At 45.6% G+C, this 21,178-nt stretch carries 14 protein-coding genes; 4 read left to right on the forward strand and 10 right to left on the reverse strand.

The window, feature by feature from the left end; translation table 11 throughout:
- Positions 1–69 precede the first annotated feature (69 nt).
- Together ACR0QV_RS01650 and ACR0QV_RS01655 are read left to right on the forward strand one after the other, a co-directional pair.
- On the forward strand, positions 70–4,104 hold the full coding sequence (locus ACR0QV_RS01650; protein ID WP_432634268.1) for a hypothetical protein: 4,035 nt from the start codon (positions 70–72) through the stop codon (positions 4,102–4,104).
- Between the two features lie 198 nt (positions 4,105–4,302).
- Positions 4,303–8,295: a hypothetical protein gene (locus tag ACR0QV_RS01655; protein ID WP_432634269.1), complete on the forward strand. Its 3,993-nt coding sequence runs from the start codon at positions 4,303–4,305 to the stop codon at positions 8,293–8,295.
- An 85-nt stretch (positions 8,296–8,380) separates the two neighbouring features.
- On the opposite strand, the gene ACR0QV_RS01660 is transcribed toward ACR0QV_RS01655, so the two are convergent.
- From ACR0QV_RS01660 to ACR0QV_RS01675, 4 genes are all read right to left on the reverse strand, one after another.
- Positions 8,381–9,325 carry a glycosyltransferase gene (locus ACR0QV_RS01660; RefSeq protein WP_432634270.1) on the reverse strand — a complete coding sequence of 315 codons (945 nt, stop codon included), beginning with the start codon at positions 9,323–9,325 and terminating at the stop codon, positions 8,381–8,383.
- Positions 9,322–9,744 (reverse strand): GtrA family protein, encoded by a 423-nt coding sequence (locus tag ACR0QV_RS01665; protein ID WP_432634271.1) that lies wholly within the window; start codon positions 9,742–9,744, stop codon positions 9,322–9,324. The genes ACR0QV_RS01660 and ACR0QV_RS01665 overlap by 4 nt, the downstream gene beginning before the upstream one ends.
- On the reverse strand, positions 9,741–10,313 hold the full coding sequence (locus ACR0QV_RS01670; RefSeq protein ID WP_432634272.1) for a VanZ family protein: 573 nt from the start codon (positions 10,311–10,313) through the stop codon (positions 9,741–9,743). The genes ACR0QV_RS01665 and ACR0QV_RS01670 overlap by 4 nt, the downstream gene beginning before the upstream one ends.
- 123 nt (positions 10,314–10,436) lie before the next feature.
- A complete protein-coding gene (locus ACR0QV_RS01675; protein WP_432634273.1) occupies positions 10,437–11,678 on the reverse strand; it encodes a DUF2130 domain-containing protein in 1,242 nt (413 codons plus the stop codon).
- A 120-nt stretch (positions 11,679–11,798) separates the two neighbouring features.
- On the opposite strand from ACR0QV_RS01675, the gene ACR0QV_RS01680 reads away from it, so the two are divergent.
- Together ACR0QV_RS01680 and ACR0QV_RS01685 are read left to right on the forward strand one after the other, a co-directional pair.
- A complete protein-coding gene (locus ACR0QV_RS01680) occupies positions 11,799–12,377 on the forward strand; it encodes an inorganic diphosphatase (RefSeq protein WP_428052364.1) in 579 nt (192 codons plus the stop codon).
- Between the two features lie 119 nt (positions 12,378–12,496).
- On the forward strand, positions 12,497–13,210 hold the full coding sequence (locus ACR0QV_RS01685) for a hypothetical protein (RefSeq protein WP_432634274.1): 714 nt from the start codon (positions 12,497–12,499) through the stop codon (positions 13,208–13,210).
- Positions 13,211–13,217: 7 nt separating this feature from the next.
- Here the strand turns inward: ACR0QV_RS01685 and ACR0QV_RS01690 are convergent, their stop codons facing one another.
- The 6 genes from ACR0QV_RS01690 to ACR0QV_RS01715 are packed head-to-tail and all read right to left on the reverse strand — an operon-like array spanning position 13,218 to position 21,130.
- Positions 13,218–13,904, reverse strand: coding sequence for a M48 family metallopeptidase (locus ACR0QV_RS01690; RefSeq protein WP_432634275.1), 687 nt, complete (start codon positions 13,902–13,904; stop codon positions 13,218–13,220).
- Entirely contained in the window at positions 13,897–17,052 is a 3,156-nt protein-coding gene (locus ACR0QV_RS01695) for a type I restriction endonuclease subunit R (RefSeq protein WP_432634276.1), read from the reverse strand. The genes ACR0QV_RS01690 and ACR0QV_RS01695 overlap by 8 nt, the downstream gene beginning before the upstream one ends.
- A 17-nt stretch (positions 17,053–17,069) precedes the next feature.
- Complete coding sequence (locus ACR0QV_RS01700) at positions 17,070–18,326, reverse strand: restriction endonuclease subunit S (RefSeq protein WP_432634277.1); 1,257 nt, start codon at positions 18,324–18,326, stop codon at positions 17,070–17,072.
- Entirely contained in the window at positions 18,316–19,041 is a 726-nt protein-coding gene (locus ACR0QV_RS01705) for a hypothetical protein (RefSeq protein WP_432634278.1), read from the reverse strand. Before ACR0QV_RS01705 ends, ACR0QV_RS01700 begins: the two co-directional genes overlap by 11 nt.
- Before the next feature lie 13 nt (positions 19,042–19,054).
- Positions 19,055–20,551 carry a type I restriction-modification system subunit M gene (locus tag ACR0QV_RS01710; RefSeq protein WP_432634279.1) on the reverse strand — a complete coding sequence of 499 codons (1,497 nt, stop codon included), beginning with the start codon at positions 20,549–20,551 and terminating at the stop codon, positions 19,055–19,057.
- A 9-nt stretch (positions 20,552–20,560) separates the two neighbouring features.
- Positions 20,561–21,130 carry a restriction endonuclease subunit S gene (locus ACR0QV_RS01715; RefSeq protein ID WP_432634280.1) on the reverse strand — a complete coding sequence of 190 codons (570 nt, stop codon included), beginning with the start codon at positions 21,128–21,130 and terminating at the stop codon, positions 20,561–20,563.
- Between the last annotated feature and the right edge of the window lie 48 nt (positions 21,131–21,178).

Genomic DNA, 21,178 nt, shown 5'->3' on the forward strand with positions numbered 1-21,178 from the left:
CTTTGCCCCCTGGAAAAAACACAAAAAAGCGGTACAATATAACTAGGCCTATTATATAAGGAGCGTCCTATGCAATCTTTTCTCTGCCGTGTACTTGCCGTAGTATTTGCTTTAAATTGTATCCTCCCCACCCCCTCGGCGTGGGCGCAGGCTCGCCGTACTTCTGCCCAAAAGGCTAAAACGGGTACGTCCTCCCGCCCTAACGTAGGGGCGGCGGTCTCCCAAGCGGCTGATAAGCAACTGCCTACGCAGATTAATCAGGCGGAAAAACGTTTTGACGACAGAAATCGCACATATTATCAGCGCTACCAAGATTTGGATAAATTGCACCAATTAAAAAAGAAAGAGGCCACGCAAGAAGAGGCCAGAGAGAAAAAAGCGGCGCAAGAGGCGGCCAGACAAGCGGCAGAGACCTACCAGCAAGATCTGCGCTCCGGCAGAGTGGTAGCGCGGGATGCTACTTATGTGGCTCCGCAAATACAGGCTACTCCGATAAAAGCCCCTAAAAACGATGTCTTGGTGCTTCTGTCCAAAGATGAACTGACACTCCAAAATATGGGTGATTTTATTGACCCGATGGGCAACCCCAACGATAACTATTTGATGAATACCGTCTATGCTTCCGAGGCCTTGGGCAACACGGTAGATTATATGTTGCAAATGGTGCAAAGCGGCAACGCGGACCCGACCGCCTTGGAAGAATTTAACAGCGACTTGGAAAGCGTTTATATGCGTATGGCGTACCGTGAGGGGATGCTTTCCTCTATGGCGCACGATTCTATGATTCGCACAATGGCGGTAGGTTCGTTGCGTATTGCTATGCTCAAAGCGCACAACTACTTGGTTGCCGTAAAAAAACAGGACCCGCTTTTAACGCAACAGCAAATTCCCGGTCCTGGTAAAAAAATGACCATTACCACCTATGATACGGTTATGGTCAAACTGCCGGGTACGGACGGAAAAATGTCCTTTAAGACCAAAAGAGTTCCCAAAAAAGTTACCCAATATGTAAAACAATCGGGCTCGGTGCTTCCGGCTGACCATTTTACTTCGGCGCAAAACAAATATATTGCCGAAATGGCGGCTGCCGCCAAAAAAGGCCTTAAATCCGACGATGAAAAATTCCAAGATGTTTTGGCCTTGGCGGATTATGCCACCAAATATACCTTGCTTAATGATCCCTCTTTGGTGGGCGTCTTGGTAAAAACTTTTGACAGCGGCGCCAAAGACAGCGATTTTAAAGCGGACAACGCCCCTGTGGTAAACCAAATTCTTGCGGGTATAGTGGATGATGCCCGCCAGGAAGCCCGCGGGTCCCAAAAGTGGAACAATGCGATGCAGTTCTTCAAAAACTTTTCCGACCCGAAGGTTTACTCTCTTTCCACGCGTGTAATCGCGCTGGAAGCGGCGTCCGTGTTAATGGGCAATCAAGCCGGAAACGAAATGAGCAAGGGCGAATTTGCTTTGCGCAAAACTCTTGCCCGCCGCGCGGCTGATTTGTATGAACCGTTACAAGGTTCCTATTATAAGGATTACGGCTTGGATTCCAAACAGATGCAGGCGTTGTCCGACAAGTTGGCGGGTATTTACAACCAATTTGCTACGGAACCTTTAAAACTGGTGGAATACATCAATACCGGGTCCGAACCCGTTGCCGGAATTAAAGGACTCATTTCCCCCGGCGAAAAAGGTTTAATTGTCGCCAACGACCCCAATACCTCTATTCCGGCTATTGCGCCTGCTAACAGCGGCTATATGGTGGAAAACCCGGACGGCTCTCTCCGTACGATTTACGGGTATGTATATACGTCCAAAGGTCGCTGGGTGGAAATTGCCCAACACAACGGTTTAAACCGTGCTAAGGTGGATAAAGAAAACGCCACGGCGTTCTTCTGGTTTGTGGGCGAAGCCGTCCTGTGGGTATATGGCGGCGCTATTTTGGAAACGGCCTGCCAAGCCTTCCGCTTTGCGCGCGGGGCAATGCTGGCGATGCCGAAAGCCCTTAACGCGGCCGCCAAATCCAATAAAGGCCGTGCTCTTTTGACCTTCCGCGTGGAACTGACCAAAGCGGGGCGGTTATCCTCTTATACTGCAAAAGCCGTTGATAATAACGTCATTATGGCTGTGCGCTATATTGACAAAGGCAAGGCTCCGGCTACTACGCTCCCGTCCAAAATGGGCGAAGGGCTTGCCCCTGTCGTCAAAACAAAGGTAATTGCCCAGCCGGGCCGCTCCTCTATGCGCTTTTTGCAGAACGAATACTCCCGCCTGAATCCGAAACGCTGGGTGGGTATGACGCCCAACCGTGAAATTGTCGGCGTAGATTTTTACCAGGTATTGCCCGGTGGCGTACAAAATGCGGGCTCGGTAAACTTTACGGGCAGATTGGCCTCGCTCCAAGGCGGTGTGAAGGATTACGATATGCTGCGCTTAATGAACCACGGCGTGCAAGGGATGCAAAAATCCGAGTGGATGTATCCTTGGCTTAAATTGTCGGTGCCGCAACTGCGCGAAGCGCGGGCTTATTCCCGTATGATGGGTATGTCCGAAGATGCGGCAAAATCCGGCGCGTTTGACGGCTGGGTAGAGGTTAAAATGCCGGTGTACGGTTCGGACAAAATGCCGGTACTGGCCAGCCAACCGGGTGCCACGGGCGTAACGATGGAAAATTCGTGGTGGAACTTAACCAAGTTGGGCAAGCCGGGCAACGAACTGGCCGGAACAGATGTGGTAATAGCCCCGGCAATGGGCCGTGCTTCTGCCTTGACCACCTTTGACCCGCTTTCTATTCCGGGGGCTGTCAAATTCCCGGCGCAAATGCTTGCCAACGGGCAATGGGCGGAACAAGTCAGCCAGCAATATTTTAGAATTGCCAACTATAATAATAAATTCTTGGATTCGTTTATGCCGCGCCTGGTGCCGACGAAAGCCTTTGCCACGGAATTTTTGACCAACCCGCGCTTTGCGTGGAGTATGGGCAAGGCTTGGCTGAAAACCAGTTCCTTTACGCAAGGCGTAGCCGGAAACCTGATCTTCTTCGGCGCCTTAGCCGGAGCGGACTATGGGACCTATCCGTTAGTAATGGGCCACATTACGGGTAAAGGCGAGCAAGAGGTAAAAGCAGAAATGGCTAAACCCAAATACGGGGGCGCCTACGACCCGGCTAAACTCAAAGAGGACGAGAAAAACCAAGAAGAAGTTTTGGCACAACTCAAAGCCGAAGGCCAGGACTATAACACCAAGCAAATGGACACCTATGAAACGGTAACCGGAGCGGAAAAGGAGTCCCGTGAAGGTATGTTTATGGGGTCTCCGATTATCTTCGGGCGCGAAGCCTTAGGCAACTTGGGCGTAATGGAAAATATGTATGTTACCACGCCCTTAAAGAAACGCTTGCAGTATCAGGCGGCCAGCGTGAACTTTAACCGCGCGTCCGGCGAGGGCAACAAAGTAAAGAACCAAAAAGCCCTTGATAACATTATTAAGGCGCAAACTGAGATGATAGCGGTGCAAAAACGCGTTACCTTGGAAAGTTACAAACCGTATGTTTCCGCCGCCGAACTGAAACAAATGGGCGCTTGGTACGATGAGTATTTAAACACGGTGATTGCTTCCTTGCGCAGCAATGCTCCGTCTGCTGTCAAGCAGAAACAGCAGGAAGATGCGGCAAACTTGCTGAATTCCCGTTTGTTTGAAGTAAAAGACAAAGTAGAGCGGAAAATGGAACTCTTGGGCGAAGAAGCCACCGACCAAGCAAAGGCCCAAGATGAAATGATGTTGGCTTCGGAAAAATCGGGCTGGATTACCGCCTTTGAGCAGTATGGCTTGGCAGATAAATCTGCCGAAGTAACAGTGTTCTTTGATTCCTTTATCCCGCGCTTTTTGAAGGCGTATGATATCAAGGATGCAACCGCCAGAAACGCGGCTCTTGATAAATTGGTTAGCGAATATGAAAACAAGTGCACGGAGTGGAATAGCCTTCTCCAACCTGAGGCCACTAAACGCCAAGAGATGGTAAGAACCGAGAAGGGCGAACCGGATTTTTCAACGGATGACGACCAACTCCAAAACTTCCAAGTAGAAAAGCCGGCAACTGCGCAATAACAAGTCTGTATAAGATAAAACACCCCGGGGTAACCAAATATCCCGGGGTGTTTTTTTTGCGGGTTGCGCAAGATTGTTCCCCAAAGGACCTATAATAATATAGGCCCTTTGCCCTCTTAAAAATAGGCCTTTTGCTCCCTGGCAAAAACGTCAAAAAGCGGTACAATATAACTAGGTCTATTATATAAGGAGCGTCCTATGCAATCTTTTCTCTGCCGTGTACTTGCCGTAGTATTTGCTTTAAATTGTATCCTCCCCACCCCCTCGGCGTGGGCGCAGGTTCGCCGTGCGCCTGCCCAAAAGGCTAAAACGGGTACATCCTCCCGCACTAATGTAGGGGCGGCGGTCTCCCAAGCGGCGGACAAGCAACTTCAAACCAAGATTAACAACGCCACCAAACGTTACGAAAACAGAAAGTTGACGTGGGTGCAACGCAAAAACGCGTTGGTGGAATTACACCGTTTAAAAGACCAACAGGCCACGCAAGAAGAGGCCAGAGCGAAAAAAGCGGCGCAAGAGGCGGCCAGACAAGCGGCAGAGGCTTACCAGCAAGATCTGCGCTCCGGCAGAGTGGTCGCGCGGGATGCTACTTATGTGGCCCCCAGACCCGTTACCCTGCCCATAAAAGCCCCCAAAAATGATGTTCTGGAACTGTTGGCCAACGATGAACTGACGCTCCAAAATATGGGTGAGTTTATTGACCCGATGGGCAACCCCAACGATAACTATTTAATGAATACCGTCTATGCTTCCGAAGCCTTGGGCAACACGCTAGATTATATGCAGGAAATGGCAAAAAACGGCAGTATGGACGGGGCTGCCTTGGCGCAGTTCAACCAAGATTTAAAGGATGTTTATCTTCGTATGGCCTACCGCGAAATATCTCTCTCCGCCAAACCGCACGATAGTATGGTGCGTACTATGGCGGTGGGGTCTTTGCGTATTGCTATGCTTAAAACGCATAACTATTTTACGGCTATGGGCATAAAGGACCCGCTCCTTACCAAGCAAAACCAACCTGTGGCCACCACCGGCAAAGGCTCTACCAAGCCATATACAGAATTGGACGGAAAGCGCATCTTTTATCCTACTCCCAATGCCCAGTCTGTACTGCCACCTAACTATTTTGAGGCTCTTCAAAACAAATATATTAACGAAATGACCGCCGCAGCCAAGTTGGGCGTGAAAACCTCCGACGAAAAATTCCAAGATGTTTTGGCATTGGCGGACTATGCCACCAAATATACCTTGCTTAATGACCCACTTTCCGTGGCTGTATTAGTCAAAAAATTTGACAGCAGTGCCAAAGATACCGATTTTAAAGCGGATAATGCCCCAGTAGTAAACCAGATTATTGCGGGCGTAGTAGATGAGGCCCGCCAGGAAGCCCGCGGGTCCCAAAAATGGAATAACGCGATGCAGTTTTTCGCAAATTTCTCCGATCCAAAGTCTTACTCCCTGTCCACACGCGTAATTGCTCTGGAAGCGGCTTCCGTGTTAATGGGTAACCAGGCTGGCGATAAAATGGGCCAAGGCGAATTTGCTTTGCGCCAAACCTTTGCCCGCAGAGCGGCTGATTTGTATGAACCGTTGCAAGGTTCCTACTATAAAGATTATGGCTTGGATTCCAAACAAATGCAAGCACTGTCCGACAAACTGTCCAACATTTACAACCAATTTGCTACGGAACCCTTAAAACTGGTGGAAATTACCAATAATGGGACTACGGCTATTCCGGGCGTGAAAGGGCTTATTGAGCCCGGAGAAAAAGGTATCGTTATTGCTAACGACCCCAAGACCTCTATTCCCGCCATTGCGCCTGCCAACAGCGGCAATATGGTGCAAAACCCGGATGGCTCCGTCCGTACGATTTACGGGTATGTATATACCTCCAAGGGCCGCTGGGTGGAAATTGCCCAACATAACAATTTAAATAGGGCCAAAGTGGATAAGGAAAACGCCACGGCGTTCTTTAAATTCGTGGGCGATGTGTTTTTGTGGGTATATGCCGGTGCCATTTTGCAAACGGCGTGCCAAGCATTTAGTTTTGCCCGCGGCGCAATGCTGGCCTTGCCGAAAGCCCTTAATGTGGCCGCCAAATCCAATAAAGGGCGCAAACTCTTAGCGTTCCGCGTGGAACTGACCAAAGCCGGGCGTTTGGCTTCTTATACCGCAAAGGCCGCTGGTAATAATGTTACGCTAACCGTGCGTTATATTGAAACAGGCAAAGCCCCCACCACTACCCTTCCGGCTAAGATGGGCGAAGGCGTTGCCCCGGTGGTCAAGAAAGTGGAACAGCCGTCTATGCGTGTTTTACAGAACAAATACCCCCTCTGGAACCCGAACCGCTGGTTGGGGCTGCCCCGCAACCGCCAAATTATCGGGTTAGATGCTTCCCAAGTGTTACCTGGTGGGGTTGTAAATAATTGGTCTTTGGATTTTACGGGTAGATTGGCCTCCTTGCAGGACGGCGTGAAGAATTACGAGATGTTGCGCTTAATAAACCACAGTATCCAAGGTGCACAAAAATCTGTTGGGATTTATCCTTGGCGGCTTTTGACCTTTGCAGAACTGCGCGAAGCACAGGCCTATTCCCGTATGTATGCTATAAGCCAAAATGTAGCCCAATCAGGCGGGTTTGACGGCTGGGTAAATGTTAAAATACCGGTGTACGGTTCGGACAAAATGCCGGTATTGGCCAGCCAACCGGGTGCCACGGGTGTAACGATGGAAACTTCGTGGTTTAACGTTACCAAATTGGGCAAACCTGCCAATGAACTGGCGAGTACCGATGTGGTAATTGCCCCGGCAATGGGCCGTGCTTCCGCCTTGACTACCTTTGACCCGCTTTCTATCCCGGGGGCTGTCAAATTCCCGGCGCAAATGTTAAAAGACGGCCAATGGGTGCGCCAAGTAGGGGAGCAATATTTTAGCGTTGCCACCTATAATAATAAATTAGGAAATTTGTTTATGCCTCACCTTATTCCGACAAAAGCCTTTGCGCAGGAATTTGTTACCAACCCGCGCTTTGCTTGGACTATGGGCAAGGCTTGGCTGAAAAACAGTGCCTTCGCTCAGAATCTTAAATTCTTCGGCTGGTGGGCTCTGGCGGACTATGCAGTCTATCCGTTCGTAATGGGCCACGTTACGGGTAAAGGCGAACAAGAAGTAAAAACAGAATTGGCTAAACCCAAATACGAGGGTGCCTACGACCCGGCCAAAGTCAAAGAGGACGAGAAAAACCAAGAAGAAGTTTTGGCCAAACTCAAAGCCGAAGGCCAGGACTATAACACCAAGCCTATGGACACCTACGAAACGGTAACCGGGGCGGAAAAGGAATCCCCTGAAGGAATGCTTTTGGGGTCTGCGTATCTCTTCGGGCGCGAAACATTGGGCAACTTGGGCGTAACTGAGAGTATGTATGTTCCCGCCTCTTTACAGAATCGCTTGCAATATCAAGCGGCCAGCGTGAACTTTAACCGTGCATCCGGCGAGGGTAACAAGGTAAAGAACCAAAAGGCCCTTGATAACATTATTAAGGCGCAAACCGAGAATGTTGCGGTGCAAAAACGCGTTACCTTGGAAAGTTATAAACCGTATGTTTCCGCGGCCGAACTGAAACAAATGGGCGCTTGGTATGACGAGTATTTAAACATGGTGATTGCTTCCTTGCGCAGCAATGCTTCGTCTGCCACCAAGCAGAAACAGCAGGAAGATGCGGCAAAATTGCTTACCTCACGCCTTCACCCAGTGGAAGAGCGGGTCCAACGTCAACAGGAACTCTTAGGTGAGGCATTTTCCTGGCAAGAAAAAGCCAGAAATGAAATTCTCTTGTCTGCTGAAAAAACCTATTGGATTATAAAGTTTGCTCAATATGGCTTGTCGGACAAATCCGGCGAAGCGCGGGCGTTCTTTGAGTCCTTTATTCCCCGCTTTTTGAGTGTGAGTGATATCAAGGATAATAATGCAAAAATGGCGGCCGCTGAAAAGTTGAATCAAGAATTGACGAACAAATATACCGAGTGGGAAACTAAATATATTGAACCCGCAAAGAACAAGCACAACCAACAGGTAAAAACGGAAAAGGCGGAGCCGTTTGCTTCGGGCTCTTCCCAGCAAACCATACAGGTTGATAGCACGGATAATCCGCTGAAAAACTTCCACTTGGACAAGCCGGCGACCGCGCAATAACAAGTCTGTACAATATAAAACACCCTGGGATATTTAGTTACCCCGGGGCGTTTTTGTGATAGTTTAGTAGCCGTTTATTAATGGGTTACTTGAAATTAATACGCTCCTTTTCTATCACCAGCGGACGCTTCAACACTTGGGTTAAAATAGCCCCGATGTACTCGCCGATGATACCAATAAAAAAGAGTTGCACGGAAGAAAAGAACAGCACCCCCAGTAAGATAGGAGCCGTGCCCATAGGGAATTTGTCCCAATACAAAAGTTTTAACACCAAATAGACAAACGCCAAGGCTAAACTAATCCCCCCTAATAAAAAACCGCCCATTGCGGCCAGGCGCAGGGGCACCTTAGAGTGATTGGTAAATCCAATCATCGCGTTGTCATAGAGTGTGTAAAAATTATTTTTGGTAAATCCGCGCGTGCGGGTAGGCTGTACAAACGGCACTAATGCGCGCTTATAGCCCAGTTCGCACACGAGCCCGCGCAAATACGGGTACGGGTCATTTAAGCGGCGCAGTTCCTCTACCACGCATTTGTCGTACAGACCGAAGCCCGTGCAGTTGGCGGGCAGTTGCGCGCCGGAATCGTTAAGCAGATTAAGCAGCCAATAATAAAAACGCCGCACCGTAAAAAACAAAACGGATTCCTTGCTCTGCGTTTTCTGCGCCAGCACTACTTTAAACCCCTCTTCCCATTTGGCTAAAAATTGCCCGATGAGCGCGGGCGGGTCCTGCAAGTCGGACGCCATATAAATAACCGCGTCCCCGTGGCATTGCAAAATGCCGTAATAGGGCGAACGGATGTGCCCAAAGTTGCGGGCGTTGGCAATGACCTTAAAATGCGGGTCCTGCGCGGCAATTTTGCGCAGTTCGTCCAATGTGCCGTCGGTAGAGGCGTTATCCAGCACCAACTGCTCGTAGTCGTATTTATCCGCGTATTTGGCCATTTCGGCCTTTACCTGCTTGTAGAGTTCCCACACGTTTTCCTGCTCGTTAAACGCGCTGGAAATAATAGAAATTTTCTTCTTCATTTATGAAACACCAACTTTTTATTAAGTATAAAGCCAAGCATTGCAAGCGGCAATATCAAAATTGCCCCCGCCACATATAAGTTAAGCCCCAGGGCGGACAGTATTTTAAGCCCCGCCACATTGCACAAATAAACCACCCCATACACGCCAAAAAACTTACCTAACAGTGCGTTATTGTGGCTTTGGAATACAATTCCGCCAATGGTTTTAAAATTGAACAGCACCCCCAAAACGGTGGAGCAAAGCGGCGCGAAAATATAGTTAAACCCAATCCACACAAAAAGCACATACAGGCTGTACGCAAATGCCGTATTTAAGGTGCCCACATATAAAAAGCAGACGAACTGCTCCGGCAGGTGCAAAATTCGCGCCGTCAGCCGGACAATTTCTTTAAAAGCGGCGGCTATAAAAGTTTTCATTGGGTGGTTTCCCCCTTATAAAGCCGCGCGGCCCATTTGGCCAAAAAGTAGCCTAAAAGGGCCCCCAGCGCGTTATTTAGCACATCGTCTATATCGCACACGCCCAAACGCGTATAAGCCTGTAAACCTTCAATTAAGCAGGAAACCAGCGTGCCGAGGATAAGCGTTTTCCACCAAGTGCATTTTTTCCACAAAAACGGCAGTAAAAACCCAAGAGGCAAGAAGAAAACGATGTTTAAAACCATATCTTGCAACGGGGCGTTTTGGGAGATTTTAAATACATTGTTCCGCGTTTGCAAGACATTGTTGCACACATTGGCGGAAACAGTTCCGTCTTTTAGCAAGCAATGCGCCGCCAAGCGGTAAATTTTCAGCACTTCCATACGAAGTACCAAGCCCGGCTTGGGGGTGCGGCACAAAAAGGCTAAATAGACTACACTTCCCGCATATAAAAACGTCCAAACGGGATAGTACCAGTTGCGGTAGCGTTTCCCCCCAAACTTCCGCCCCCAAGGCAAAAGAAGCAGGGAAACAACGATAAATAAAATAAAAATAATGGTGGCTGTCATCGTTTTACGCGGCGCTTCTTACACGGAGCGCCGTATAAAACATTGTAAGTAAACGGGAGTTGCTTGTCAATGTAAATAGAATACCCCGCGCGGGAAAGGCGCGGGGCGGTGTCATAAAGGCGGCTAGTTTAAGGCCGGGCCGTTACCCGTATCAGCGGGTTTATCGGCGGCTAAATCCGCGAACTTTTGCGCCATTGTCGGGTTCTTTTTTACCAGTTTTTTAACGGTTAAATCTTGCGCCTTGTCATTGGCCAAGCGCAGGTTATTTTCCGAAGATAACAGCGCATCTTTGGTCTTTTGCAGGTGGTCAATGGTTTTATCAATTTCCTCAATGGCTTTTTTGAACTTGTCGCTGGCTAACTGGTAATTGCGCCCGAATTTGGCCTTGAACTCGTTGATATCGTCCTCAAAGTGCGAAATATCCAAATTTTGGTTCTTTACTTCGGCCAGTTGGCGGCGGTAATCCGCCGAGTTCAGCGCCGCGTTGCGCAGCAGCGTAATCATCGGGATAAAAAATTGCGGGCGGATGACGTACATTTTGGGATATTTGTAAGACACATCCACAATGCCCGTGTTGTACAGTTCGTTGTCGGCCTCCAACAGCGAAACCAGCACCGCATATTCGCACCCCTTTTCGTTGCGGTCCTTGTCCAATTCCTTGAAAAAATCCTCGTTTTTATGCTTAGTGGCGGTGGTGTCCATTTCGTTCTTCATTTCAAACATAATGGAGATAAATTCCACCCCATCGGCGGTTTGCTCGCGGAAGATATAGTCGCCCTTGCTGCCGGTGCGGGCGTCGTTGTCCTTTTCAAAATACGCATTTTGAAAGCCCGTCGCGCGCAGGCGGTTGAACTCAATCTCGCAATGTTTTTCCAGCGTTTCGCCCAGCATTTTGGTTGACATTTTGGCCTTTAAATCCTTGTAGAACGCAATTTCCTGGTCCTTGGCTTTCAGTTGCACTTCGTAATTGTCCTTTAAGGATTGGGTTTGCAACTGGATTTGGTTTTGGGCGTCGTTCAGTTGCGCGCGGAGCGATAAGAGTTCTTTTTCCTTATCGTTCAAGCGGTCCTTTTCCCCCGCCACCGCACGGTTGACGGCCAACTCCTGTGCGGTTTGCGCGGCGGAAATTTGCGCCTTTAAGGCGGTTATTTTCTGCTCGTAGGCCGAGGCGGCCTCCTGCTTATCGGCCTGCGCCTGGGTCTTTAAAACGGCAATTTCGCTGGCTTGTTCCTTGGCCAGTTGCGCGGAGCGCGCTTCCAACTCTTTATGAAATTCAGCCGTGCGTACTTGGCTTAACAAATCGGCATAGCCGGACTGGTCCACTTGAAAAACTTGTCCGCAATGCGGGCACTTGATTTCTGGCATATTGTACAACTCCTTAAAAAATTCCTTCTTCTATTATACCAAGTAGGCGTTATACCGTGTTTAATCCGTCCGTGAAAATTGCTACAATAGATAAGTAAATTACTGATTAAAGAGGAAAAAATGTTTGCAAATTTCAATCCGTGGCACCACGTTTCGCCCGGCGATAAAGATTCTTTACCTTATGTTGTAAACGGAATTATTGAAATTCCGAAAGGCACCCGCGCCAAATACGAACTGGACAAGGCCAGCGGCCTTTTGCGCTTGGACCGCGTACTCTATTCGTCCGTGTATTATCCGGCCAACTACGGCTTTATCCCGCGCACGTACGGGGCGGATAAGGACCCGTTGGATATTTTAATTTTATCCCAGGCCGAAGTAGTTCCGCTGTGCATTGTACCGGCGCGCATTATCGGCGTAATGCGGATGCTTGATAACGGCGAGGCGGATGATAAAATCATCGGCGTAGCACAGGGCGATCCGAACGTTAGCCATTATACCGATATTTCCCAACTGCCGGAACACTTAATTTCGGAAACGATGAGTTTCTTTGAAGATTATAAAAAGTTGGAAAACAAAACGGTAGTGGTGGAAAAGATTTTTGATAAGCAAACGGCTATCAAAATTTTGAAGGAAGCCTTTATTGCGTACGAAGAAAAATTTGTAACGTACAGCAACTTTACCCGTAACTTGGATAAATAATTAAAGGTAAACTTTGTCCTTTTAGTGCCCGGTAATAGCCGGGCACTTTTGGTAATATAACGATGCTAAAACCCGCGATTCTTGTAAAAGCCTGCCTGCAAATTTTCTTTTCTGGACTAATGGTCTTAATTTGCCTGCTTATGCCGATGCTAGCAGATATTGAGTTTGGGAATTTGCGTTCGGTATTTGCGGGCATTTTATTTTGGAGCAACCTTTTTCTGCTGGGAGTTTTTGGGATATACCGGGCCATCACCGATTTAAAAACTCTTTCCCCCAATAAAAAATTACTGGTAACACCGCTTGCTATTTTGCACAGTTCCACCCGCCTTTTGGGTGTTTCCCGCGGACGTTTTTTATGGGCGGCCTGCTTAAACCCGCTGGATATGAACATTTCCACGGCTTACACCCTTTGGGCGCTAGTAATGACGGTAGGTTTATTATGCTTGCTTCCTGCGGCGGGTTCGTTGCGGGCCAAACTTCTTTTTATTACTTTTTTTCTTGTACTTCGCTTGGGCGTAAAAGTTACCGTTTTGCTCCAATATAGCCGTTTGTACACCCAACTGGCAGATGTGCAAACAACTATTGACGAGCACGGTATTGGGTGGACTTTGCTTGATAAAAGCGAGGAAGAATTGAGCGATGAGTTTACCCCGCAGGACGAATATATCGCCTTTACTCCTTGGGAAAAAGTAAAAGCCATACGCTATCATAAAAATTATGTAATCTTATATAGTGCCGACAGAGATTACATTTATTTCGTAAACTCCCCCCTAGAAAAGAAAATCATAAACACCTATTTTGCTTTTTCTAAACCGTACAAAACATCAAACTAATAAGTTTTCATCCCAACACCTTGCGTTCCAATTCTATTTTAAGAGCCTTATAATGTGGGCATTTCTGTTCCAACAGGGCAAAAAAATCCTTGTTATGCGCTTTATGGCGGTGGTGGCACAATTCGTGCAAAATAACATAATCAATACACCGTTTAGGGGCTTTAATTAGGTCTATGTTTAGTGCGATAGTTCCCCCTTTTAGATAACTCCCCCACCGCTTCTTCATTTGGCGTATTTTTAAAGAAAATTTTTCACCCACATAATCGGGGAACAGTTTTAAACACACTTGCAACCGTTCCGCAAAAACCCGTTCGGCCCGGGCTTTCATAAACGCAATTAAAAGGGCTTGAACATTTTTTTCTCCGCCAATAATTAACGTACTTCCGGCAAAGGAAATTTTTTCTTCTTTGCCAGTGTTTACAATTAGTTGGTATCTCCTTCCTAAATAAAGCACATCGCTGCCACTGGTGAAGCACTGGCTTTTCGGCCTAAACTGCTTAAAAAACTGCTGTTGTCGTTGCACCCAAGGGTATTTTTTAAGCAAAAAGGCTTGGCGTTCTGCCGTTGGAGCCTTTTTAGGGGTTTTAAAAACCACCTGCCCGGACGGAAAGACCGTAAGCCCGAAACTTTTACGCTCTTCCTCCAACTCCTCGTACTTAAATTGTGTGGTGCCTGATATAATTGTTTTAGTCATTTTTAATGGCCAGGTTCCAAGTATTCTCTATAAAACTTTCAATAAATTCTACCGTTAGCGGGACATTCATTTTGCCTTTGATTTCATCAAAGAAATAGTCTTCCATTTGGTCGCGCACGGTGCGTTTTACCTCAATACTGTCCTTCCAATCCACTTTGCGTTCTTTATTGATAATATCCACCAAATGCGTGGCAATTTGTATCAATTCCGCTTCTCCCAAATGCGCCTTTAATTCTTTTTTTAACAGACGGTAATAAGGATGGACCTCTTTCCTTTCTTGGATAGATAACGGAATGTCTTTATCCTCATAATTTTCCACTTCGCCCTGTAAGTTTTTGGTTCTATCCAGCAAGGCTTGCAGGTCTTCTTGCTTTGCAGTGCGTAAATCTGCCAATAAAACCTGCACTTGGCGGCTAAACCTGTCGTAGAAAATAGGGTCCTGGTCCCAGCGTTCAGAAATTGTTTTTTGCGTTTGTGCGGCAATGGCCTCAGCCTTGGAGCGGTCCGAAAGGCCGTTCTTATCATCCTCAATAAAGCGGTTGAATTCCATTGCGTCGCTCAAATTAATGGGCTTTGAAAGGAGTTCCACCTCTTGTGCCGCTACATACTTATCCAAGATTTTGCGGATTTGGTCTTGGTATTTAGAAAAATCTACCTTTTCTGCCATTACCGTTTGGGCTATTTTTTTAATTTCTATAAACCGCTTTAAGTCTTGGGTAATTGTGTCCAGACGCTTCGGGCATTTTTCATAAAAATCCGGTAGCATCCGGCACACATTTAATTCGTTAATTAAGGTATTTACCTGTTCATAAAATTTTTTGCGGCGTTCTTCATTTTCTTTTAATAAGGCAATGTACTCCTCGTAATTATCCTTATCTTTTACCGTTTTAAAAGTATCCAACAGGGCTTGATAAACCTGTTCCAAATATGCTATTTTTTCCTCGGTATTTAGCAGTGCTTTGGCCACATCTTTCTCGTCAAAATTGGAAAACAATTCAAGCGCGTTTTTTAGGTTTTTTGCATTTTTTGAATAATCAAAAATAAAACCGTTTACCTTTATTTGCTTACCCGGGCGGCCTTCGTAAATACGGTTTACGCGCGCAATGGCTTGCAGTAAATTATGGTCTTTTAACTGTTTAGCCAAATAAAGCGCCGTATTTACCGGGGCATCAAACCCAGTCAGCAGTTTATCTACCACAATCAACAGTTCACACCCGTCCGGATCCTTTTTAAAGGAATTAATTTGCGTCTGCTCGTAGCGCTCCAAAGAGCCAAACATATGTTTTTGTTTATCCAAAAACTGCGCTATTGCCCGTTTGTGTTCGGGCAAACTGTCGTCGTCCTCGGCGTTGGGCGTATCGGAAATAATTACCGCACTTTTTATGCCGCCGAGCAAATCCAACGCTTCCTTAAAGCAGATAGCCGCATATTTGGAGGGCAAAACAGCCTGTGCTTTTAGGCCGGTTCCTTGGAAATTTTTTATAAAATGCTTACGCACATCCAGAGCAATCATTTCAATACGCTGGGAGGTCTCCTCAATGATTTTGGAATTAACAAACTTGCGCGCCAGTTGGGCCTTTTGTTCTTTGGTTAGCGGCTCAACAATTTGGTTGAAAAAAGCATCCATTGCTTCACTGGCCTGTTGCTCTACAAAAAGCCCCTGGTAAATAAGCGGCAGAACGGCGCCGTCCGCCTGTGCTTCGGAAATAGTGTAAGCATCAATTAATCCGCCAAATTGGGCGATAGAGGTGGGTTTGTCCTTTTTAAGCAAAGGTGTACCCGTAAAGCCCAAAACACACGCATTAGGTAGCATTTGTATCATTTTTTCGCGTCCAATACCGCCTTGGGTTCGGTGGGCCTCGTCCACCAAAACAAAAATGTCCGGGTCATTATCCACATACAAGGGCTTTTTCATTTCGGCAAATTTATGGATAAGCGTGGTAATTACGTGCGGGCTTTTTTCTTTAATTAGCCGCTTTAAATGGTCGGCGGAAGAAGCCTGCACGACATCTTTTTTGATGTTGCAAGCGGCAAAGGTATCACGGATTTGCTCGTCTAATTGCGTGCGGTCCGTTACTACGATAATGCGCGGGTGCTGGATAATTTCAATCAGGTTTTTAACCAGCATTACCATTGTTAAACTTTTGCCGGAGCCCTGTGTGTGCCAAATCAGCCCGCCCTTGCGTTTACCGTCTTGTATGGTTTTAATGCGCGATAATGTACTTTTTATGGCGTAATATTGCTGGTAGCGTGCGATTTTTTTAATGTTGTTGTCATATACAATAAAATTTTTGACAATATCCAACAGGTGAACTGGTTCCAGCAACGCATAAAGGCCTGTGTTTTGGGCATTTAGCGGAATTTCCGTTTGCTTAAAATGGCTCCGCAGCAAATCTTGTCCGATAGTAGCCAATGTAGCGGTATCTACCGCGTGGTTTTGGCTGGCAAAGGCATTATTGCGGACTTCCTGCACCTGCTCGTCCGTACCGCGCAATTTCCACTCGGAATAAAACGACGCCGGGGTAAGCATTGTGCCATATTTAAAATCCTCCCGGTTGGTGGCAATGAGGATTTGCGGGTAAAGGAAGAACTTAGGCACTTGGCTGCCTTGTTGGTTGCGCAGCATTTGCACAACGGCTTCTTTTACGGGGACGGACGGCTTTTTGTTTTCTATTACCGCCAGTGGAATTCCGTTTACAAACAGCACGATGTCCGGGCGGCGGTTGCTTCCTTCGGTAATTTCAAACTCGGCCGCCACGTGGAAAGCGTTATTTTGCGGGTGTTCAAAATCAATAAATTTAAGTTGCGGGGATTGGGTCTTGCCGTTGATGAACTCCTGCACGCCACACCCGGCCACCAAAGTAGTGTAAATATATTCCGAGGCTTTAATTACACCGTCATCCAAGCGGGGTTTTTCCAAATCCGCTAGTGCTTTATAGATGCTCTGGTCAGAAATGGTGTTATTATTCAAGCGACGCAAAGCCTTAAAGGCAATATCCGTAAGGATGTACTGGTTCAAATTATGCTGGCGCAGGGCCCGCACATCATTGCAGGAAAGATAAGTATAACCCATATTCACCAGTTGAATAAGGGCAGGTATTTGGCTGGAATTAGCCTCGTCCAAGTCCGGCAAGTGATAAAAGTTCATAGTTATTTTTTCCCCCCTTATTTTAATCTTATTTTTCCGGTTAGAAGCACCTGCATAAGGCCTTTTTTCTGCGCTTCCAACTTGGCTTGTTTTTGTTTGAGTAAATCTATTTCCTTATCCGCCGAAGACAAAACTGCTGCTATGGCTTGTTGTTCTCTTTTACTTGATGGAAATTTTATTTTTATACTCGATAAAATTTCAAAATCAACAGTAGAACGAACACTGCCTTGGGCAGAGTTAGCAACTTTTGTAAGAAATGTTGTATCTTGGATGAGAAATTTAAAATAAAGTAAATCTATTTCTTGACTACATTTAAAAACAACATACATCGGACTCAAAAGTCCTGCGATATAAGCATCTAATAAGGCAATTGACCCTACATTTATTCTTGAAGGATTGTAGGCAAAATTCCCTTTATGTACAATTTTATAATTAGAAAGGTCTTTTCCTGCTACTCGTTTTGAAAAATGTTCATCGGCTCGTACAATGCCACGAGTATTTGTTACACTTAAAATTGGGTAACAGTTTTCTCCTCGGTTGCGCTCATTTATTTGTATTAACAAATTTTCTAATTTTTTTATTATCCACTTATCAGTAAAACCTTTAAGACGGCGGTTGCCGGACAAAAGTTGCTGCATAAGATACTTCTTTTGCAGTTCTTTTTGTTCAATTAATTTTTTTACCAACTCTATGCCCTTATCCCAGCACTCCAACACCTCCACAATCCGCCGTTGTTCCTCCATCGGCGGAAGAAAGAACTTTACTTTTTCGATAAGTGGGAAATTAATAGAAAAAACTTTTGTTCCCTGAGATATTGCCCGTAACCTTTTAATAACTACTGGGTGTTTAAACAGATAAGGGCCAAATTTAGACACAATACTATTTTTATTAAGTGGACGTAAGGCTATGGTATGCAGTCCTGCTACTATTTTTTTATTTTTAATGCTATTTATTTCAATAGCCTTTGCTACTCCGTCATAGTCCTCCGATGCATCCACTACAATAATATCGCCCTGTTGTAAAAAATAATTTTCAATATTAGAAATTTTTTTTGTATTTAATAAGTAAGATATTGGTGTATCTGAATTAATTATTTCTGGCAACATCTGGGTATGAATATCCCCATAGTGGATATATCCATAATTCTGCTCTTTTTTTGTCAAAAACTCCCGTGGTAAACTTAAATTACCCACTACAGAATAAAACTCCTTTAATGGATACAAACGCCAACCATTAGATATATTATTTGTTTTGGTATTCATATTAAAAGCCATTTTTTTGAGCAAATTTATACCAACCAGTAAAGCGATAGTCTAATTCACACAACTTTACAAAACTTATAACAAAAAGTATAGCCATAAACCAAGGGAAAACGCATAAATATTGCAAAAAGCCCGCTTTCTCACAGAGTTCTAATCCAATTACAATAAGAATAGCACAAACCATAAAATGTACAAATAGCAAAAAAGCAATTTCCCACCAAGGATGGCACAAAATAGAAATTCTTTTAGTATTAGTAATTCCGGCACCACAACAACTACACTGAATATCTTGTGAATACTGAGATGTATGGAATATTTGAAAAAGCCAAGAGTCTCCAGGATTTAAATAATGAAATTTAATAAAGACCTTTTCTTGATTTTCAGAAATAGATAAATTATATATATTTTTGGTATCAGTATTATTAATGCAGTCTATACGTAAAATTTTATTTCCTTTACTAATAGATATATAAAATTCATTTTTAGCAATATCAGATTTTTTTACTATATGTTGACTGTTATTTACTAGTAATAATTTAGAAACAGATAAAGTACTTATCGGTTGTTTCTTGTACAAAATTTGTATATCTTGGATTCCTATTTTAACAGGCAGGACTAAAGTTTCCGTTCGGCAAAGATAGAGAATTTCTCCCCGATACTTATTTTGTATAGTGGTTATAATACATCCAATAATCAATGTTCCAATATATGAAATGAGTTGTAACATTCTTCTTTTCCTATTATTTCAAAATTTCCTTCAAATACTTTTGCATTTGGGCTTCCACCGTTTTTAGTTCGCCGTCTATGCGGGCAATTTCCTTTTGCACTGCGGCAATATCCACGGGTGGCTCTTCTTCAAAGGTATCCACATAGCGCGGAATATTGAGGTTAAAGTCGTTCTCTTCTATCTCTTTTAAGGTAGCCAAGTGGGAATATTTTTCTATCTCTTGGCGTTTTACATAGGTATTAAAAATCTTGCTGATGTTTTCATCCGTCAGTTCGTTTTGCGCCTTAGCAGGCTTAAACTCCCGGCTCGCATCAATAAACAGCACATCCCGGCGGGCTTCGTTTTTTCCCCCCGGCTCGCGACTACGGTCAAAAATCAAAATGGCTACGGGAATACTGGTAGTTGTAAACAAATTGGCTGGCAGGCCGATTACGGCGTCTAACAGGTTTTCTTTAATAAGTGCGGTGCGGATGATGCCCTCTTTCCCGCCTCGGAACAAAACTCCGTGGGGCACAATCACCGCCACGCGGCCGGATTTGGGCTTAGCGGTTTCCACCATATGGCTGATAAAGGCATAATCGCCCTTGCTGGCGGGCGGCATTCCACGGAAAAAACGGTTGTATTTATCGTTTTCCAGGTGTTTTTCCCCCCATTTATCCAAACTGAAAGGCGGATTGGCTACCACTACATCAAACTTCATTAATTGGTCATTTTCCAGGAGTAGCGGGTTATTTAGCGTGTCGCCCCACTCCAAGCGTGCCGAGTCCTTTCCGTGCAAATACATATTGATGCGGGCCAAGTTGTAGGTAGAACCTGTTTTTTCTTGCCCGTAAAGGGCGTAATCTTTGGAACCTTGGGCTTCCACCTCTTCCCCTGCCAGCAGCAAGAGCGAGCCGGAACCCATTGCCGGGTCGCAAATGCGGTCGCCGGGCTTGGGCTGGGCCAGTTTGGCCAGTAATTTAGCCACTTGGCGCACGGTAAAAAATTCCCCCGCCTTTTTGCCTGCATCACTGCCAAAGCGCTCAATCAAAAACATATAAGAGTTGCCCAAAATATCATCCTGCACATCTGTTAAATCCAAGGTGTAAAAATCTTGGATTAGCAGGCGGAGCATTTTATTCTTTTGGGTCAAATCGCCCAGTGATTGGGAATTGAAATCCGCTAAGAAGAGGTTATCCAAACGGCCTTGGTTGGCGGTTTCAATGGCGTGCAAGGCTTGGTTAATAATCTCGCCAATGTTATCTTTATTTTGTTGCTCGTAAATATCGTAAAAACTGGCTCCGTCCGGGATACAAAAGCGGGAGTTCTTCATTTTCAGGGCAATGCGTTCTTTGTCATTGCCATAGCGGGCAATCAGTTTTTCGCGCTCTTGTTTGTGCAAGTCGCTGATGTATTTATAGAACAAGAAGGCCAAAATATAATCCTTAAAAACACTACTGTCCACCGTACCGCGCGACGAATTTGCCGCCGCCCAAAGTTTATCGTTTATTTCCTGTTGCGTGTATTTCATTAAAAACTCCTATAAATGGGTAGATAAGGCCTCTAATAATTTTAACTGCAAATTAAATTTTTTTGTCTGCAAGTTATGCTGCGTTATACAACAAGTGTACAAATTTGCTAACTGCTTTTGTTGCTCAATCGGCGGCAACGGAATAGCAAGAGTGGCTAAATCCTCTTTTTTAAGGGATTTGAGCGTGGAAAAGGCGTTCGTTCGCTCTTGCAAGGCCCGCTGCCCGGCTGATGAGTTTAGCCAAAAGGTCAAAAACGGAGCATATAATTGGCTGGATTTTACACGGATTATCCATATAGCCGAGGATGCCAAACAGGGTGTGGTTGGCAGGCCAGCGCAAGTGGCGGCCTTAAAATGGACGCGGTTTGTCAGCAAAATATCTTGTTCCCGTAAAAGGGTGATACTTTTGGATAATTTTATGTTAAGGCGTTGCAAAGCGGTAAAGTCCTGCACCCACACATTTTGCGGCTGAACCCAATAAATCTTCCCGGCGGTGCCCACTTTTGAGACATCCCGCAAAGAATAGCCGCTATAAATATCAGCCAGTTTAGAAAGGTAAATTTTATTTTCGTTATCCATTATTAAATAATGTAATAATTAAACTAGAAATTGTCAAGGCCTAGGATT

Source organism: Candidatus Avelusimicrobium sp., assembly GCF_050873505.1.
Classification (GTDB): Bacteria; Elusimicrobiota; Elusimicrobia; order Elusimicrobiales; family Elusimicrobiaceae; genus Avelusimicrobium.

What these genes read in the sequence shown, in the direction of transcription:
- ACR0QV_RS01705 (WP_432634278.1), bottom strand. Translation starts at nt 19,041, where the DNA reads ATGTTACAACTCATTTCATATATTGGAACATTGATTATTGGATGTATT.
- ACR0QV_RS01670 (WP_432634272.1), bottom strand. Translation starts at nt 10,313, where the DNA reads ATGACAGCCACCATTATTTTTATTTTATTTATCGTTGTTTCCCTGCTT.
- ACR0QV_RS01675 (WP_432634273.1), bottom strand. Translation starts at nt 11,678, where the DNA reads ATGCCAGAAATCAAGTGCCCGCATTGCGGACAAGTTTTTCAAGTGGAC.
- ACR0QV_RS01655 (WP_432634269.1), top strand. Translation starts at nt 4,303, where the DNA reads ATGCAATCTTTTCTCTGCCGTGTACTTGCCGTAGTATTTGCTTTAAAT.
- ACR0QV_RS01685 (WP_432634274.1), top strand. Translation starts at nt 12,497, where the DNA reads ATGGTCTTAATTTGCCTGCTTATGCCGATGCTAGCAGATATTGAGTTT.
- ACR0QV_RS01695 (WP_432634276.1), bottom strand. Translation starts at nt 17,052, where the DNA reads ATGAACTTTTATCACTTGCCGGACTTGGACGAGGCTAATTCCAGCCAA.
- ACR0QV_RS01700 (WP_432634277.1), bottom strand. Translation starts at nt 18,326, where the DNA reads ATGGCTTTTAATATGAATACCAAAACAAATAATATATCTAATGGTTGG.
- ACR0QV_RS01665 (WP_432634271.1), bottom strand. Translation starts at nt 9,744, where the DNA reads ATGAAAACTTTTATAGCCGCCGCTTTTAAAGAAATTGTCCGGCTGACG.
- ACR0QV_RS01715 (WP_432634280.1), bottom strand. Translation starts at nt 21,130, where the DNA reads ATGGATAACGAAAATAAAATTTACCTTTCTAAACTGGCTGATATTTAT.
- ACR0QV_RS01650 (WP_432634268.1), top strand. Translation starts at nt 70, where the DNA reads ATGCAATCTTTTCTCTGCCGTGTACTTGCCGTAGTATTTGCTTTAAAT.
- ACR0QV_RS01660 (WP_432634270.1), bottom strand. Translation starts at nt 9,325, where the DNA reads ATGAAGAAGAAAATTTCTATTATTTCCAGCGCGTTTAACGAGCAGGAA.
- ACR0QV_RS01710 (WP_432634279.1), bottom strand. Translation starts at nt 20,551, where the DNA reads ATGAAATACACGCAACAGGAAATAAACGATAAACTTTGGGCGGCGGCA.
- ACR0QV_RS01680 (WP_428052364.1), top strand. Translation starts at nt 11,799, where the DNA reads ATGTTTGCAAATTTCAATCCGTGGCACCACGTTTCGCCCGGCGATAAA.
- ACR0QV_RS01690 (WP_432634275.1), bottom strand. Translation starts at nt 13,904, where the DNA reads ATGACTAAAACAATTATATCAGGCACCACACAATTTAAGTACGAGGAG.